Source organism: Arthrobacter sp. P1_D4 (genome assembly GCF_056406115.1).
In genome coordinates this window covers 125,227-139,031 of the sequence record NZ_JBFUAU010000001.1, presented here as the reverse complement: position 1 = coordinate 139,031, position 13,805 = coordinate 125,227, and the positions used below count along the sequence as shown (strand labels likewise).

Genomic DNA, 13,805 nt, shown 5'->3' with positions numbered 1-13,805 from the left:
TCCCTGCCTTGGCACGGTCAGCCTGTCCGTGACGCGGGTGCGGGGATGGTGCCGGGGGTTGGGCCGAGGCCCGCGGGATCGGCCAGGAATGGGGTGAAGGCCAGTTCCGCGGCGCCGATCATCATCAGATCTGACCCGAGTGCTGCGCGGTAGATCTTCGCCTGGCCCGCGGGACCGTCCATGGCCTGCGACAGCAGGATTGCGTCCAACGACGCAGGGGCGAGCGCGTGCAGCGTTCCCAGGAAACCGTCCAGGACAATCGCATCGGGGTTGAAGATGTTCACGGCGTTGCGCAGGGCTATACCCAGATACGTGAGCTGGCGGCCGACTTCATCGTCCACCGCGGCGCTGCGGCTGTTCCCGAGCGCCTCTTCGAGGTCGGCGGTGTCGCCGCTGCTCAACCCGGCCAGTTCCATGAGGCGGGACTGGGAGACTTCGGTTTCCAGGCAGCCCGTGGCACCGCAGTGGCAGGCGCTGCCGCCGGAACGGACAAAGGTGTGGCCGAGTTCCCCCGCGTAGCCGGAGGCACCCCTGAGTAACTGTCCGTCGGCGATGATCCCGCCGCCGATGCCGCTGGCGCCGCCGTTGAGATAGATCAGGTTCCCCTGCCCGGCACCGGCACCCGCGCCGAAAATCAGCTCGGCTTCGGCTCCGAGGGAGGCGTCGTTCGCGGCCTGGCACGGATAGCCGGTGGCCTCGCTCAGCATCCGGGCGACCGGTTCATTGCGCCAGCCCAGGTGCGGAGCGTGCCGCACGACGCCGTCGTCGCGGTTGACCAGGCCCGGCACGGCCATGCCAAGGCCGGTGATCCGGTAGGACGCATCCAGCTCGGACCGCATCCCGGCGATCACGGCCGCTGCGATATTCACCGCTTCCCGGGCGCTCGGAATCCGTTCCGTTTCGAAGCGGATCTTCTTTTGCACTTTCCCGCCGAGGCTGACCAGGCCGATGGTGACGGCGTCGACCTCCGGGTTGACGGCCAGCGCCGCAATCGACGGGCTGGGGTGGACCTCGGGACTGGGCCTGCCTACCTGCCCCTCGCCGGAGGGCGCCGATTCATAGACCAGGCCCAGGGACGTGAGGTGGCCGATCAACGTTCCGACGGTGGAGCGGTTCAGCCCCGTTTGGCGGGTCAGTTGGGCGCGGCTGAGGACCCCGTGGTGATGGACGAGGGAGGTCAGCAGCGACAAATTGTTGCGGCGCGACGGATCGGGCTCGCCCGTCGGCGCGGAAGCTTGGGTACGTGGAGGCATCATCGTGACAATATCAGCGGCCGAATACCGCGCGGTCCAAGAATGCGTTGCGGAATTTTCCGGCCGGATCCAGCCTGCCGGCCAGGGCTGTGAAGTCGGCAAAGCGCGGATACAGCGGGGCGAGGGCGGCGGCGCCGCCGAACAGTTTGCCCCAGTGCGGCCTGGCGCCGAACGGGGCCAGTTCCGCTTCGAGGCGGGGCAGGATCGCGGTGACCGCGGGCTCGTCCTGGCGCCAGGTGAAGTGCAGGCCGATTCCGTCGCGGCCGTAGTTGGGGCTGAGCCACAGGTCATCGGCTGCGATCGTGCGGATTTCCGCGACCAGGAGCAGGGGCGTGACGATCCCGGACAGGCCCCGCATGGTGCGGATGGCCTCCACGGCGTGCTCGCGGGGGATCAGGTATTCACTCTGCAGCTCCTCACCCTTGCTGGGGGTGAATTCCGTCCGGAAGTGCGCGAGCCGGTCGGACCACGGCCCGGGAACGCCGAGTTGCTCCGTGCAGTTACTCCCGGACACGCCGGGCAACGGGTGCCGGGCCTGCGTGGCCGGGGTGCCGGAGAAGAATTCCGGGAATCCGGCGGGCAGCACCGCCTGGTCCGTGCGGTTCTTGAGCCATGCCTGGCCCACCTTCGTCCCGCTCCAGTCGGTGAACAGGCTCACGCTGTAGGCCGCGGACGTCACGTCGTCGAAGCCTTCCAGGACCTGTGCCCAGTCCAGGCCCTCAAAGACGCTCTGGACAATCTCGAAGCTGGGTTCAATGTCCAGGGTCAGGCGGCTGACGATGCCCAATGCGCCCAGTCCCACCACCATGCCGGCAAAGTCCGGGTCGCCGCGGCGCGCGGTGACCACGGCGCCGTCGGCGGTGATCAGCTCCAGCGCCGCCACGGCGGTGGCGAGGTTGCCGTTGCGGTCGCCGGAGCCGTGGGTGGCGGTAGCGACGGCGCCCGCCACCGAGATGTGCGGCAGCGAGGCGAGGTTGTGCAGGGCGAAGCCCCGGCGCTGGAGCTCTGCGGCGAGCGTCCCGTAGCGCGTGCCACCGCTGACGGTGACGGTCATGTTCTGCGCCTCGACGCTGATGCCCGCGTCGAGCCTGTCCAACACCACCAAGGTGCCGGCGGTGTCCGCAATGTCGTTGAACGAATGGCGGGACCCCAGCGCACGGATCTTCGCGGCACCCGTAACCAGGTCCTGCAGCTCGGCCACGCTGGCCGGATGGGCTATCTGCGGTGCCTGGTAGCCGTAGTTCCCCGCCCAGTTGCGTTCGGTCACCATCTGATCGATCACGGTTGCATCCTTCGCTCGGGGCTCTTTGCCCACGTCACAGCCATAGTGGTGCCGCGGACACGGCCGATTTTGCTGTTTGTTACAACATAACAGTCGCGCGAAGATTCCGCTACAGCGGGCACCACATTACCGGATTGGGTCTGGAGTGAGTGGTTGACATCACGAAAATCCATAATATGTTTGTCTCTAGAACAATTCATTCTGAACCTGACCCATCGACGACCACCCCCTACCCTCGGAGCATTCAATGGCGATTCAGCCCACCCGTGACGACAAGTTTTCCTTCGGCCTCTGGACGGTGGGCTGGGAGGCCCAGGACCAGTTCGGCTCCGCCACCCGCCCGCCGCTGGACACGGTGGAAGCCGTCAACAGGCTCAGCGACCTCGGCGCCTACGGCATCACCTTCCACGACAACGACCTCTTTCCCTTCGGCTGCTCCGCGGCTGACCGCCAGCGCGAAATCGACCGGCTGACCGGCGCGCTGAAGGCCACCGGGATGATCGTCCCGATGGTCACCACCAACCTCTTCAGCCACCCCGTCTTCAAGGACGGCGGCTTCACCAGCAACGACCGCGGCGTCCGGCGCTTCGCCTTGCGCAAGGTCCTGGACAACATTGACCTCGCCGCCGAGCTGGGTGCGGAAACCTTCGTCATGTGGGGCGGCCGGGAAGGCAGCGAATACGACGCCGCAAAGGACATCCGCGGCGCCCTGGAACGCTACCGCGAAGCCGTGAACCTGCTGGGCGACTACGTTACGGACAAGGGTTACAACATCCGGTTCGCCATCGAGCCCAAGCCCAACGAACCCCGCGGCGACATCCTCCTGCCCACCCTGGGCCACGCCCTGGCGTTCATCGAAACCCTCGAGCGCCCCGAGCTGGTGGGCATCAACCCCGAGACCGGGCACGAGCAGATGGCCGGACTGAACTTCACCCACGGCATCGCCCAGGCGCTCTACCAGGGCAAGCTCTTCCACATCGACCTCAACGGCCAGCGCAGCATCAAGTTCGACCAGGACCTGGTGTTCGGCCACGGCGACCTGCAGAACGCGTTTTCCCTCGTGGACCTGCTCGAAAACGGCGGCCCCGACGGCGGACCGGCCTACGACGGCCCGCGCCACTTCGACTACAAGCCCAGCCGCACCGAGGACATCGACGGCGTATGGGACTCCGCGGCCGCCAACATGCAGACCTACCTGCTGCTCAAGGAACGCGCCAAGGCCTTCCGCGCCGACCCCGAGGTCCAGGCCGCGCTGCAGGCCTCCCGCGTGGCGGAAATCAACGAACCCACCCTCAACCCGGGCGAAGGCTACGAACAGCTCCGCGCCGACCGCGCCTCCTACGAGGACTTCGACGCCGACGCCTACTTCGGCGGCAAGGGCTTCGGCTTCGTGAAGCTGCAGCAGCTCTTCATCGAGCACCTGCTCGGCGCCCGCTAAGACCGTGACGGCTGCTCCTTTGAACCTTGTTGCCGGCGTCGACTCCTCCACCCAAAGCTGCAAAGTGGTGGTCCTCGACGCCGGCACCGGCACGCTGGTCCGCCAGGGCCGGGCCGCCCACCCGGACGGAACGGAAGTCCACCCGGACCACTGGTGGCGGGCCTTGTCAGCGGCGTTCGACGACGCCGGCGGGCTGGCGGACGTCAGCGCGCTCTCGGTGGGGGGCCAGCAGCACGGCATGGTGCTGCTGGACCACGCCGGCAACGTAGTGCGCCCGGCGCTGCTGTGGAACGACACCCGATCGGCGTCGGCGGCGGCCGCACTCACCGATGAAGTGGGGGCGGAGGACTTTGCCCGCAGGACCGGGCTGGTCCCGGTGGCCTCCTTCACCATCACCAAGATCCGCTGGGTCCGGGACCACGAACCGGACCTGGCGGACCGGGTGGCGGCTGTTGCGCTGCCCCACGACTGGCTGACCTGGCGGCTCCGCGGTTACGGTCCGGCAGCAGCCAGCCCGCTGGGCCCGGATCTGGACCAGCTCACCACCGACCGCTCCGAGGCCAGCGGCACCGGATACTGGAGCCCTTCGGCCGGCGAATACGATCTGGAGCTGTTCAAACTGGCCTTCGGCCGGGACGCCAGGCAGGCCAGCGGGGGTGCCGGGCACCGGGATCCAGGCACCGTGGTTCTGCCGCGGGTGCTTGGCCCCGGGGACGCCGCCGGGGCGGTCCACCCCGGCTGCTTCGGTTCCGCGACTCAGTTGCCCGGCCAGTCCGGATCAAGCCCGGCAGGACCCGGTCACCGCATTCTCCTCGGCGCCGGCGCCGGGGACAACGCGGCCGCCGCCCTCGGTCTGGGGGCCGAACCCGGTGACGTGGTGGTGTCCGTTGGCACCAGCGGCACGGTGTTCTCGGTGGCGTCCCGTGCCGTCGCCGATCCCAGCGGAACGGTGGCGGGCTTCGCGGACGCCAGCGGAGAATACCTGCCCATCGCCGTCACGCTGAATGCCGCGCGCGTGCTCGGCTCCGTGGCAGGCATCCTGGGCGTGGACTTCGACGAACTTGCGCGACTTGCCCTGGGCGCCGAACCCGGCGCCGGCGGCGTGGTGCTGGTGCCGTATTTCGAAGGTGAGCGCACGCCCAACCTGCCCCACGCCAAAGCCAGCTTCCACGGGCTCAGCATTGCCTCCAGCACCAGGAGCAATCTGGCCCGGGCCGCCATCGAAGGCATGCTCTGCGGGCTGTCCGGCGGCCTGGATGCCCTCCGCGCCCAAGGGAGCCCCGCAACACGGCTGCTGCTGATCGGCGGCGCCGTGCAGAACCCCGCGGTGCAGGCCATCGCGGCCCAGGTCTTCGACCTGCCGGTCGTGGTCCCGAGCCCGGGGGAGTACGTGGCCAGGGGTGCTGCCGTCCAGGCAGCCTGGGCGTCCAGCGGCAACCGGCCGGCCTGGCCGGTCGCGGTGGACGCCGCACCCGCCCCGGACTTCCACCCAGCCATCAGGCAAAACTACCTGCGGGCGAGCAGTCGCGTTGACCCCGGCAACTGAGCCGCTGCTGGCCGTAACAGTGCTGCTGGCCTCCGGCCACCAGGATCCGCCCGGTTTCCGCCGTGCCAACGGCGACTAGTGCCGCGGAATCTCCGGTTCCGGGTCCCCGGCGGCGGGAGCGGCCGTCGACTCCCGGACCACCAAGTGGGTGGCGAGTTCGACCCGCCGCGAGTCGAGCTCCTCGTTGTTGGCCAGCCGGAGGACGGCGCGCAGTGCGGCGCGGCCCATCTCCTGCAGCGGCTGCGTCACGGTAGTCAGGGCGGGGATGGACTGCTCCGCTTGGTACGTGCCGTCGAAGCCCACCACGCTCAGGTCTTCGGGGATCCGCAGCCCGTGCCGCCGGGCTTCGGCCAGGACGCCGAGGCCAATGCTGTCACTCCCCGCGAAGATGGCGGTGGGGGGCTCGGGGAGGGCCATGAGCGCCTTGAGCGAGCGGATTCCGTGTTCGGGGCGGAATTTGTCCAGCATGACGTAGTCGGGCCTGATCTGGACTCCGCCGGCCATGAGTGCCGCCATATAGCCATGGAGGCGGGCCTGGTTGCATTCGGCCGATTCTGGTCCGCCAATGTAAGCGATCCGCCGGTGGCCGAGGCCGAGCAGGTGCTCCGTGGCTTCCTTGCCGCCCGCCCAGTTCGTGGCCCCCACACTGACAACCTCCGACGGCGGCGGGTTGAGCGGATCGATCACCACCACCGGGATGTGCCGCCGGCGGAAGGCGCTCAACTGGGCCGTACTGAAGCCGGACGTCACCACAATCCCGGCGGCAGCGGACCATCCGATCACTGCCGGTCTCGGCGACTTCGATCTCGTCACCGAACAGTACTGGGTCCTCGCCGACGACTACATCGACGTCCTGGCCACCACCACCCAGAAGGTTCGCGAATGGGACCCCTGGCACCGGGAAGTCACCTCGCCCGCCGTCTGGACCCGGCAGTGGGGCAAGGGCAGGATCTTCGTCTGCACCCCGGGACACCGCGTCGAAATCCTCCAGGACAGCAACGTCCGCACCATCATCGAAAGGGGCCTGCTGTGGGCAAGCCGTTAAACGTTGGAATCATCGGCTGTGGAGCCATCATCGCCCAGTACCTGGTCAACTTCCGCCGGCTCGAGGACATCAACCTCGTCGCCGTCGCGGACCTTGACCCGTCCCGGGCGCAGGCAGTTGCCGACTCGTACGACGGCGTCCGGGCGCTCACAGTCGACGCGCTCCTGGCCGCCGACGACGTCGAACTCGTCCTGAACCTGACCATTCCCGCGGCGCACGTCGAGATCGCCCTCCGCGCCATTGCCGCCGGCAAATCCGTCTACGGCGAGAAGCCGTTGGCGGCAACCACAGCGGAGGCCTGCCAGGTCCTCGACGCCGCCCGGGCAGCCGGCGTCGTGGTCGGCTGCGCCCCGGACACCGTGCTCGGGACCGGGATCCAGACCGCACGGAAAGCCATCGACGACGGACTGATCGGCCGGCCCATCTCCGCGACCGCCACCATGGTCACCCCGGGGCATGAGCGCTGGCACCCGAACCCGGACTTCTATTACCAGCCCGGCGGCGGCCCGCTGCTGGACATGGGACCCTACTACGTCTCGGCCCTGGTCACCCTGCTCGGACCCGTGGTCTCGGTGATCGGTGCGGCCAGCCACACCCGCGACGAGCGGACCATCGGTTCGGGCCCACGCGAAGGCCAGAACGTGCCCGTGGCAACCGACACCCACGTCACCGGCGTCCTGGTCCACGCCTCGGGCGCCCTGTCCACGCTGGTGATGAGCTTCGACGCCGTGAAGACCAAGAGCCCCAACATCGAAATCCACGGTGAGCACGGCTCCCTCGTGGTCCCGGATCCCAACCACTTCGACGGCGACGTGCAGCTCTTCGCCCTCGGTGCAGACGACTGGGAGACCCTGCCCGTCTCCGCGGGCTATGTGGAATCGGGGCGGGGCTTCGGCATCTCCGATCTCATCCGCACGCCTGCGGGCCAGGAACCCAGGGCGGGCGGTGCCCTGGCATTCCACGCCCCGGAGGTGATGGAGTCCGTGCTGGAGTCGGCGCACACGGGTGCGCCGGTCCGGATCGGCAGCACGGTTGCCCGCCCTGCCCCCGTTGAGCTGACCGACCTGACTGCGGCGGCCGTGGGGGTCTCCTCCTAGCGCCCACTCAGGCACGCACGGCTGAATTCGCCGGAAACCTGCCCGTTCGCCGGAAAAGTCCGGCGACCTCGCAGCCTTCCGGCGAATTCGTGCGCCCGGGCCAGGGCGGGTCAGATGGTGCGCTGAGCCTTGGCGAGGTTCTCCGTGAGCTCGGCCGCGTTCTGCCGGATCACGTAGGCCGGGCGGTCCCGTTCCGTGCGCCAGCTTTCGGCGAGCGGGCCCATGTTGACGGTGTCGAAGCCGAATTCGTCGTAGAGCCTGGTCACCAGCTCGGCCGCTTCCGGGAAGTCGCTCGCCGTGGCCATGGCACGGCGGTTCGGGGTGCCGGCCGGCGTCCCGTCCGTGGTGATCTGGGAGAACATGATGTGGTTGAAAGCCTTGGCCACCTTGGACTGGGGAAGGTGCTCCTGAAGCAGGCCGGAGGTGGTGGCCTCGCCGGCATCCAGGGCCGGGATATGCCCGTCACGTTCCCAGTAGTAGTTGTTGGTGTCGAGGACGATCTTGCCGGCCAGCGGTTCCACGGGGACGTCCGGGAGGCTCCTGAGCGGCACGGTGACGACGGCGAAGACGCCGGCTGCGGCCGCCTCGGCCGGCGTCGCGGCCCGGGCCTTGGGCCCCAGTTCCGCGACGAGGTCCGCCAGGGTCTCCGGACCGCGCGAGTTGCTGATCACGACGTCGTAGCCGAGCTCCACGGCCTTGCGGGCGATCTGGCCGCCGATGTGTCCTGCACCGATGATTCCGATTGTTGTCATGCCGGAGCAACACCCGGGCAGGCGAAGATATTTCGCCGGTTAAGGACGCTGTGCGGCTGGGACCGTCAGGACACCGGCCGGGGCAGGCGGGTCCAATTCGCCGGAAGCCTCCCCGCTCGCCGGAAAGTTCCGGCGAGCCCGCAGGGTTCCGGCGAATTCGCGCGTAGAGAGGCTAGCGCGCAGGGAGGCTAGCGCGTAGGGGGGGGCTAGGCCGTGGGGCCCGGTTCGTCGTCGGTGTCCGGGCCTTCTGCCGCGTCCTGGGAATGGGCGCGGTCGTCGAAGGGTTCAGCCGTTGCATCACCTTCGGCGGGGGTCTCGCTGTGATGACGCTCGGGCGCCTGTGAGTCGTCGCTCATGTCCGCTCCTTAGCTGCTCCTGCGGTGGATTGCTGGCTATTTGAACATCTAGCTCCCGCAGCGAGAGGGCTGTCAAGGGCCCCTGGATCCTGGGGATTCAGGGCGTCCGGCCGCCGGGACGGCTGGAATCCCGTTTGACTTCCTTGCGGGGACGCAGGGCATAGTCGCGGGACCGCTTGCTGGAGAGCGCCAGAAGCAACAGGATGTCCAGGGTCAGGCCGGGGAGATTGGACTTCAGGGTGATGTCCGGGCCGCCGTAGAAAACATCGACGGCCTGGAAGCAGATGGCAGCCGTGCTCAGCGCCATGGCCACCGTCCGGGCCCAGTTTCGGCCGAGGAACACGAACCACGCCAGCAGGATCTCGGCCACGGCAAAGAGCAGGACAAGCACCGTTGCGGCGCTGACGGCCAATTCCGCCTGGGCCTCCGTGACCGCCGGGCCGGCCACGGGCTGCACCAGTGAGCCGACGTGCGCGTCCTTGAAGAGCACCAGCGACAGGGCCAGCAGCACGGCCGCCGCCGCGCGGGCACCGACGAAGGCCGCCCCGACAATCGTGGTCGAAGGACGCCTGGTGCGGCCCTCGCCCGGGGCCGTGACGGACGCAAGCAAGCCCGCAGCGGTCGGCTCCGCGACGGTCTGCCTGAGATCGACGATCGGGAGATTGCCGTCGGTGGTGATGGTGTCACCCCCGCCGTTGCGCGCGTGATAGCCGGTGGAAAAATCACGGATCACCCTGAGCCCGGCCGCGGGATCGGCCCCGGTAATGGCGCCGACCACATGGTCGCGTTCGGCGTCGGTGTTCTCATCGATCTTGTGGGTGATCTGCAGGGTAAACAGGGACAGCCCGACGCTGCGGTCATACGTGCCGGCCGCCAACCAGTCGACGGCCAGCCCGCCCGGCAGCAGCCAGCCGGGCGGGCACCGCCAGAAGCGGACGTGGTGCCGTTTGCCCGGGGTGCCGTCGACTTCCTGCTGGTAGGCAAAATCCTGCTGGCGGCCGAACAGGAACAGCGGACTGACCGGGGCCTCGAGATAGCTGCGGCGCAGGAGGGTAGAGGAGACGATCCGCCGGCTGCTGGCCAGGGTCACGTCATCGGCCCTTGTCCAGCCCGCGGACCGCATCACGCCATGGATCTGCGGTTCCGATCCCAGCAGGGCTATGTTCACGGGATCACCCAGCAGGCCGTCGCTGGTGCGCGCCCGGCCGATGAAGTAGTCCGGAACGTAGAGCCGGGTCAGGATCCGGTGCAGACGGGGAAGCACCAGATAGGCGAGCAGGGCCCAGAAGATGAAGAGGAACCAGACCTGCGCCCAGCCCCATTCGAAGCTCAACTGCACCAGCAGCGCGGTCAGCCACACAGCCGCAATGCCGCCCACCACGAAGAACACGCTGTCCAGCACGGAGTACGGCACCGCTTCGGCGGGAGCTGTGACCTCAACCGCTGCCTTGGTCATGGCCGCCATACTACGCCCGCTATCGACGGAGGGCTGGCTCGAAAGATGAATCTTCTGGCCCCAAGGTGGAGCGCGGCCGGATGTGACCTGCCTGTGACAGCCGCCGTGGATAGGGTGACAGCATGGAACCACTACTGAAAGTTTTGCGGCATTGGGGCGCCCCCGCGGCGGCCGTTCTCTTCTTCACGCTGTGGTGCGTGGCCGAGGCCGGGCGGATGGGCCCGGGCCTCCACACCTGGGAGGGGACGTGGCCGCTGATCCTCATGACGGCAGCGATTGCCTGCGCCGCCTGGAAGCCCTACGCGTCGCTCGGATTCACGGCAGGGCTGCTCGCGGGCCAACTGGGGTACGCCATTCCCGCGATGCACGCCAACCACTGGGCCATCTACCTCGGGGCGTTCGTGTCCCTGGCCTTCATCCAATGGACGGCCCGGCGAAGGACACGCTTCATCGCCGCGGCCGCCAACGTGGTGTTCGCCGGCGCCATGGCCTTCCTGATGCTGTCCTGGCGCTACGGCAACGGCGTCGGCTGGTTCCTTCCGCTGTACATGGGCGACCGGTGGACCTTTCAAGCCTACGGCTGGCAACTCTTTTCGCTGCTCCTGGTGATCGCGGCAGCCTGCGCCGCCGTCGGACTTCTGCTGGCGATGTACCAGGAACGCGGCAGCCTGTTCCAGGCCAGGACCATCGCCCAGACCAGCCTCAGGGAAGCCGAAGTGGACCTGATCGTGGAGCAGGAACGGACCCGGATCGGCCGGGACCTGCACGACGTCCTGGCCCACTCACTCGCCGTGATCGCGGCGCAGGCGGATGGCACCCGCTACCTGAGCAAGGACCAGCCGAGGGCAGTGCTAAACGCCCTGGAGAACATCGCGACGTCGGCCCGGAGCGCCCTGGTGGACGCGCAGCGCGTCATCGAGGGGGTGCACGACGACGGCATGGTCACGCCCCAGCCCCGGCTCAGCGACGTCGGGCCCCTCGTGGCGCGCATGCAGGGCAGCCTCGAGATCGAACAAAGCGAGTCCGGCACGCCCGCCGAGCTCTCCGCCGGGCAGCAGCTCGCCGTATTCCGGATCATCCAGGAATGCCTGACCAACGCCCTGAAACACGGCGGCCGCGGCACCGCGGTGCGGCTGCACCTGGACTGGAGCGGCCCGGGGCTGACCCTGCATGCGGCGTCAGGGATTCCGGAGACCGCAGGCAGGGACAGTCCGGACCCCGCCGCCGAAACGCGGGTGGGCCGCGGCCTCGCCGGGATGCGGGAACGCGCCCACCTCGCAGGAGGCTGGATGACGTCCGGCCCGGATGGCGAGCAGTACCGGGTGACCGTCTTTATCCCCTACGGCACAAGGACGGCCGACGCCGACGCTGCCGCCGCCAGCGCGGAGCCGGACCTGGTTCCCGCGGGAAGCCCTGCAGCGCGCCCGGGAATGCCGCTGGCCGAAGCCGGCGACCGTGGCTGATGCCGGGGCGGCCATTACCGTGGCGATCGTCGATGACCAGGCCCTGTTCCGGGCGGGAATCCGGATGCTGGTGGAGAGCCAACCCGACATGGCGATGGCCTGGGAAGCCGGCGACGGCGCGCAGGCGGCGGCATTCGCCGTCGAACGGTGCCCCGACGTGATGCTCATGGACCTGCGCATGCCGGTCCTTGACGGCGTCGGCGCCACACGGCGGATCGTGCGGCAGGCGGAGGCCGCAGGCACCGGCGCGCCGAAGATCATCGCCCTGACGACGTTCAACCGGGACCAGGCGGTGGTTGACGCCGTGCACGCCGGGGCCAGCGGCTACCTGCTCAAGAGCGCCGAACCGGAGTTCCTGCTCGCCGCGATCCGGACGGTGTACTCCGGGTACTCCGTGATTGCGCCGGGATCAGTGCAGGATTTGTTCCAGCATGCCGCCCGGACCGTGCCGGCCGGAGGACCGGACCTGTCCGCGCTGGAGGTGCTGTCTGCCCGGGAACGGGACGTCTTCCTGCTCGCGGCCAAGGGGCTGGCCAACGGTGAGATCGCCGGAAGCCTGTTCGTATCCGAGGCGACGGTCAAGACACACCTCAGGAGCGTGCTGGGCAAGCTGGGCCTCGGGACCCGGCTCCAGCTGGTGGCCTTCGCCTATGAACGCCGGCTGCTGGGCTGAAACCCGCGGCTGGGCTGAAACGCTGCTGGGCTGAAACCCGCTGCTGGGCCGAAACCCGGCTGGGCCCCCGGCTGAGACTCGCCGAGGGCCGCTGGCGCGGCGACTTGCGCCGCCGGATTCCTCACCGCCGCAGCGTCAGAAGCTCACCGTCTGGGTCAGGTATCCGTAGTACTGCCCCGAGATCGGGTGGATGGGATCGCCGCCGAAGCCGTAGTCGTGGTGCCGCTTCGAGTACGACTTTGTCAGGTCCAGGTACTGCTCCATGACGTGCTCGGCTGAGCCCGTGCAGGCCTTCTGGCTGATGCAGAGGGCCACGGACCCTGCCACGGCCGGGCTGGCGAAGCTGGTGCCGTTGCTTACGTTGTAGCCGCCGGGCCAGGTGGAGAGCATGCACACGCCGGGGCCGGCGACCGTGTGGGCCTTGTCGTCACTAGTGGTGGCGAAGTTGGAGAAGAACGCCGGCTGGTCATCCTTTTGCCCGTACTTCGAAAAGTCGTCGGGGCCGCAGATCGGGGCGGCATCCCCGCCGGACTTTCCGTCGAAATCGCCCATCGCGGTGGCGGTCAGTACTTGGTCGTACGTGGCCGGCACGGTGTTGGCGAAGTCCTCACCGGCGTTGCCGGCCGCGACGGCATAGGTGACACCGGCCCGGACCGAGCGGCAGATGGCGTAGTGCATTGGGTCCGTGCCCTTGCCGCAGTTGGGTGTGTCCGCGGCGCCGCCGGCGATGCTGATGTTGGCCACGGCGATGTCGTTGCTGTCGTCATGGTCCTTGCGCGTCGAGGTCACCCAGTCAATCGCGCAGATCAGGCTTTCCTCGGAGATCAGGCCGGCGTCGTCAACCACCCGGACAGACCAGAGCGGAGTGCCCGGGGCGGTCCCGATGACGCCCAGGCGGTTGTTCCGGGCGCCGATTACGCCCGCGACGAATGTTCCGTGCCCCAGGACGTCAACGGGGGTCACATCGACGGGGGAACCGGACTGGCAGTCAACGCCGCCCTTGACGTTCAGGTCCGGGTGGGTCGCATCGATGCCGCTGTCGATCACGGCGACGTTGACGTTGATCCGGCTTGGCCCCCGGTCGAGGGCCTTCCGGACGTCTGAGCTGGTTCCGGCGATCCGCTTGCGCCACAACGGCGTCTCCTGGGTGGCCGCGGTTCCAAGATCCCGCGGTTGCTGGAAGGTCCGGCCCGCCGTGACGAAGTCGACGCTGGGGTCGGCCTGGACGCGTTGCGCCTGGGCCGCCGTCAGGTTGGCAGAGTAACCGTTCACAGCGTTGCGGTAGACCTTCGATGCCGTGAATCCGTAGGCGCTTTGCTGGGCGGCTGCCGCCGCTCCGGCGTCCACGACCCCGTCCTTGAGCACCACGATGTAGTTTTGTGCCGGATTGACGGCGTTCGAAGGGGCTGCCGCCACCAGGCCGCCGCCAGCCGCCAAGGCAAAG

At 68.6% G+C, this 13,805-nt stretch carries 11 protein-coding genes and 2 pseudogenes; 6 read left to right on the top strand and 7 right to left on the bottom strand.

Annotated features, from left to right (window positions below; genetic code table 11):
• Positions 1-17 precede the first annotated feature (17 nt).
• Positions 18-1,256 carry an ROK family protein gene (locus AC1D0A_RS00650; RefSeq protein ID WP_476944954.1) on the bottom strand — a complete coding sequence of 413 codons (1,239 nt, stop codon included), beginning with the start codon at positions 1,254-1,256 and terminating at the stop codon, positions 18-20.
• Positions 1,257-1,266: 10 nt separating this feature from the next.
• On the bottom strand, positions 1,267-2,523 hold the full coding sequence (locus AC1D0A_RS00645) for an FAD-binding protein (protein WP_476944977.1): 1,257 nt from the start codon (positions 2,521-2,523) through the stop codon (positions 1,267-1,269).
• 259 nt (positions 2,524-2,782) lie between these two features.
• Between AC1D0A_RS00645 and xylA the strand changes: the two genes are divergently transcribed.
• Positions 2,783-3,973: a xylose isomerase gene (gene xylA / locus AC1D0A_RS00640; protein WP_223981120.1), complete on the top strand. Its 1,191-nt coding sequence runs from the start codon at positions 2,783-2,785 to the stop codon at positions 3,971-3,973.
• 19 nt (positions 3,974-3,992) lie between these two features.
• Complete coding sequence (locus AC1D0A_RS00635; RefSeq protein WP_243181681.1) at positions 3,993-5,519, top strand: xylulokinase; 1,527 nt, start codon at positions 3,993-3,995, stop codon at positions 5,517-5,519.
• Between the two features lie 75 nt (positions 5,520-5,594).
• Here the strand turns inward: AC1D0A_RS00635 and AC1D0A_RS00630 are convergent.
• Positions 5,595-6,284: pseudogene (locus AC1D0A_RS00630) on the bottom strand (substrate-binding domain-containing protein); the annotation flags it as partial.
• Here AC1D0A_RS00630 and AC1D0A_RS00625 point away from each other — a divergent pair.
• Together AC1D0A_RS00625 and AC1D0A_RS00620 are read left to right on the top strand one after the other, a co-directional pair.
• Positions 6,265-6,564 (top strand): annotated as a pseudogene (locus tag AC1D0A_RS00625) (ThuA domain-containing protein); the annotation flags it as partial. The pseudogenes AC1D0A_RS00630 and AC1D0A_RS00625 overlap by 20 nt on opposite strands.
• Positions 6,549-7,661 (top strand): Gfo/Idh/MocA family protein, encoded by a 1,113-nt coding sequence (locus AC1D0A_RS00620; protein WP_476944953.1) that lies wholly within the window; start codon positions 6,549-6,551, stop codon positions 7,659-7,661. The pseudogene AC1D0A_RS00625 and the gene AC1D0A_RS00620, both read left to right, overlap by 16 nt.
• Before the next feature lie 110 nt (positions 7,662-7,771).
• On the opposite strand, the gene AC1D0A_RS00615 is transcribed toward AC1D0A_RS00620, so the two are convergent.
• The 3 genes from AC1D0A_RS00615 to AC1D0A_RS00605 form a co-directional block, all read right to left on the bottom strand.
• Positions 7,772-8,413: an NADPH-dependent F420 reductase gene (locus AC1D0A_RS00615; protein WP_476944952.1), complete on the bottom strand. Its 642-nt coding sequence runs from the start codon at positions 8,411-8,413 to the stop codon at positions 7,772-7,774.
• A 206-nt stretch (positions 8,414-8,619) separates the two neighbouring features.
• Positions 8,620-8,769 carry a hypothetical protein gene (locus AC1D0A_RS00610; protein ID WP_164468554.1) on the bottom strand — a complete coding sequence of 50 codons (150 nt, stop codon included), beginning with the start codon at positions 8,767-8,769 and terminating at the stop codon, positions 8,620-8,622.
• Positions 8,770-8,866: 97 nt separating this feature from the next.
• Positions 8,867-10,225, bottom strand: coding sequence for an LssY C-terminal domain-containing protein (locus AC1D0A_RS00605; RefSeq protein WP_476944951.1), 1,359 nt, complete (start codon positions 10,223-10,225; stop codon positions 8,867-8,869).
• Positions 10,226-10,347: 122 nt separating this feature from the next.
• On the opposite strand from AC1D0A_RS00605, the gene AC1D0A_RS00600 reads away from it, so the two are divergent.
• Complete coding sequence (locus tag AC1D0A_RS00600; protein ID WP_476944950.1) at positions 10,348-11,688, top strand: sensor histidine kinase; 1,341 nt, start codon at positions 10,348-10,350, stop codon at positions 11,686-11,688.
• Entirely contained in the window at positions 11,681-12,361 is a 681-nt protein-coding gene (locus AC1D0A_RS00595; RefSeq protein WP_243181691.1) for a response regulator, read from the top strand. Before AC1D0A_RS00600 ends, AC1D0A_RS00595 begins: the two co-directional genes overlap by 8 nt.
• A gap of 135 nt (positions 12,362-12,496) precedes the next feature.
• Here the strand turns inward: AC1D0A_RS00595 and AC1D0A_RS00590 are convergent, their stop codons facing one another.
• Positions 12,497-13,777, bottom strand: coding sequence for a S8 family peptidase (locus AC1D0A_RS00590; RefSeq protein WP_243181692.1), 1,281 nt, complete (start codon positions 13,775-13,777; stop codon positions 12,497-12,499).
• Positions 13,778-13,805: the final 28 nt, after the last annotated feature.

Excerpts from the sequence above, each read along its gene's own strand:
- AC1D0A_RS00605 (WP_476944951.1), bottom strand. The coding sequence starts at position 10,225 with ATGACCAAGGCAGCGGTTGAGGTCACAGCTCCCGCCGAAGCGGTGCCG.
- AC1D0A_RS00645 (WP_476944977.1), bottom strand. The coding sequence starts at position 2,523 with ATGGTGACCGAACGCAACTGGGCGGGGAACTACGGCTACCAGGCACCG.
- AC1D0A_RS00615 (WP_476944952.1), bottom strand. The coding sequence starts at position 8,413 with ATGACAACAATCGGAATCATCGGTGCAGGACACATCGGCGGCCAGATC.
- AC1D0A_RS00610 (WP_164468554.1), bottom strand. The coding sequence starts at position 8,769 with ATGAGCGACGACTCACAGGCGCCCGAGCGTCATCACAGCGAGACCCCC.
- AC1D0A_RS00650 (WP_476944954.1), bottom strand. The coding sequence starts at position 1,256 with ATGATGCCTCCACGTACCCAAGCTTCCGCGCCGACGGGCGAGCCCGAT.
- xylA (WP_223981120.1), top strand. The coding sequence starts at position 2,783 with ATGGCGATTCAGCCCACCCGTGACGACAAGTTTTCCTTCGGCCTCTGG.
- AC1D0A_RS00600 (WP_476944950.1), top strand. The coding sequence starts at position 10,348 with ATGGAACCACTACTGAAAGTTTTGCGGCATTGGGGCGCCCCCGCGGCG.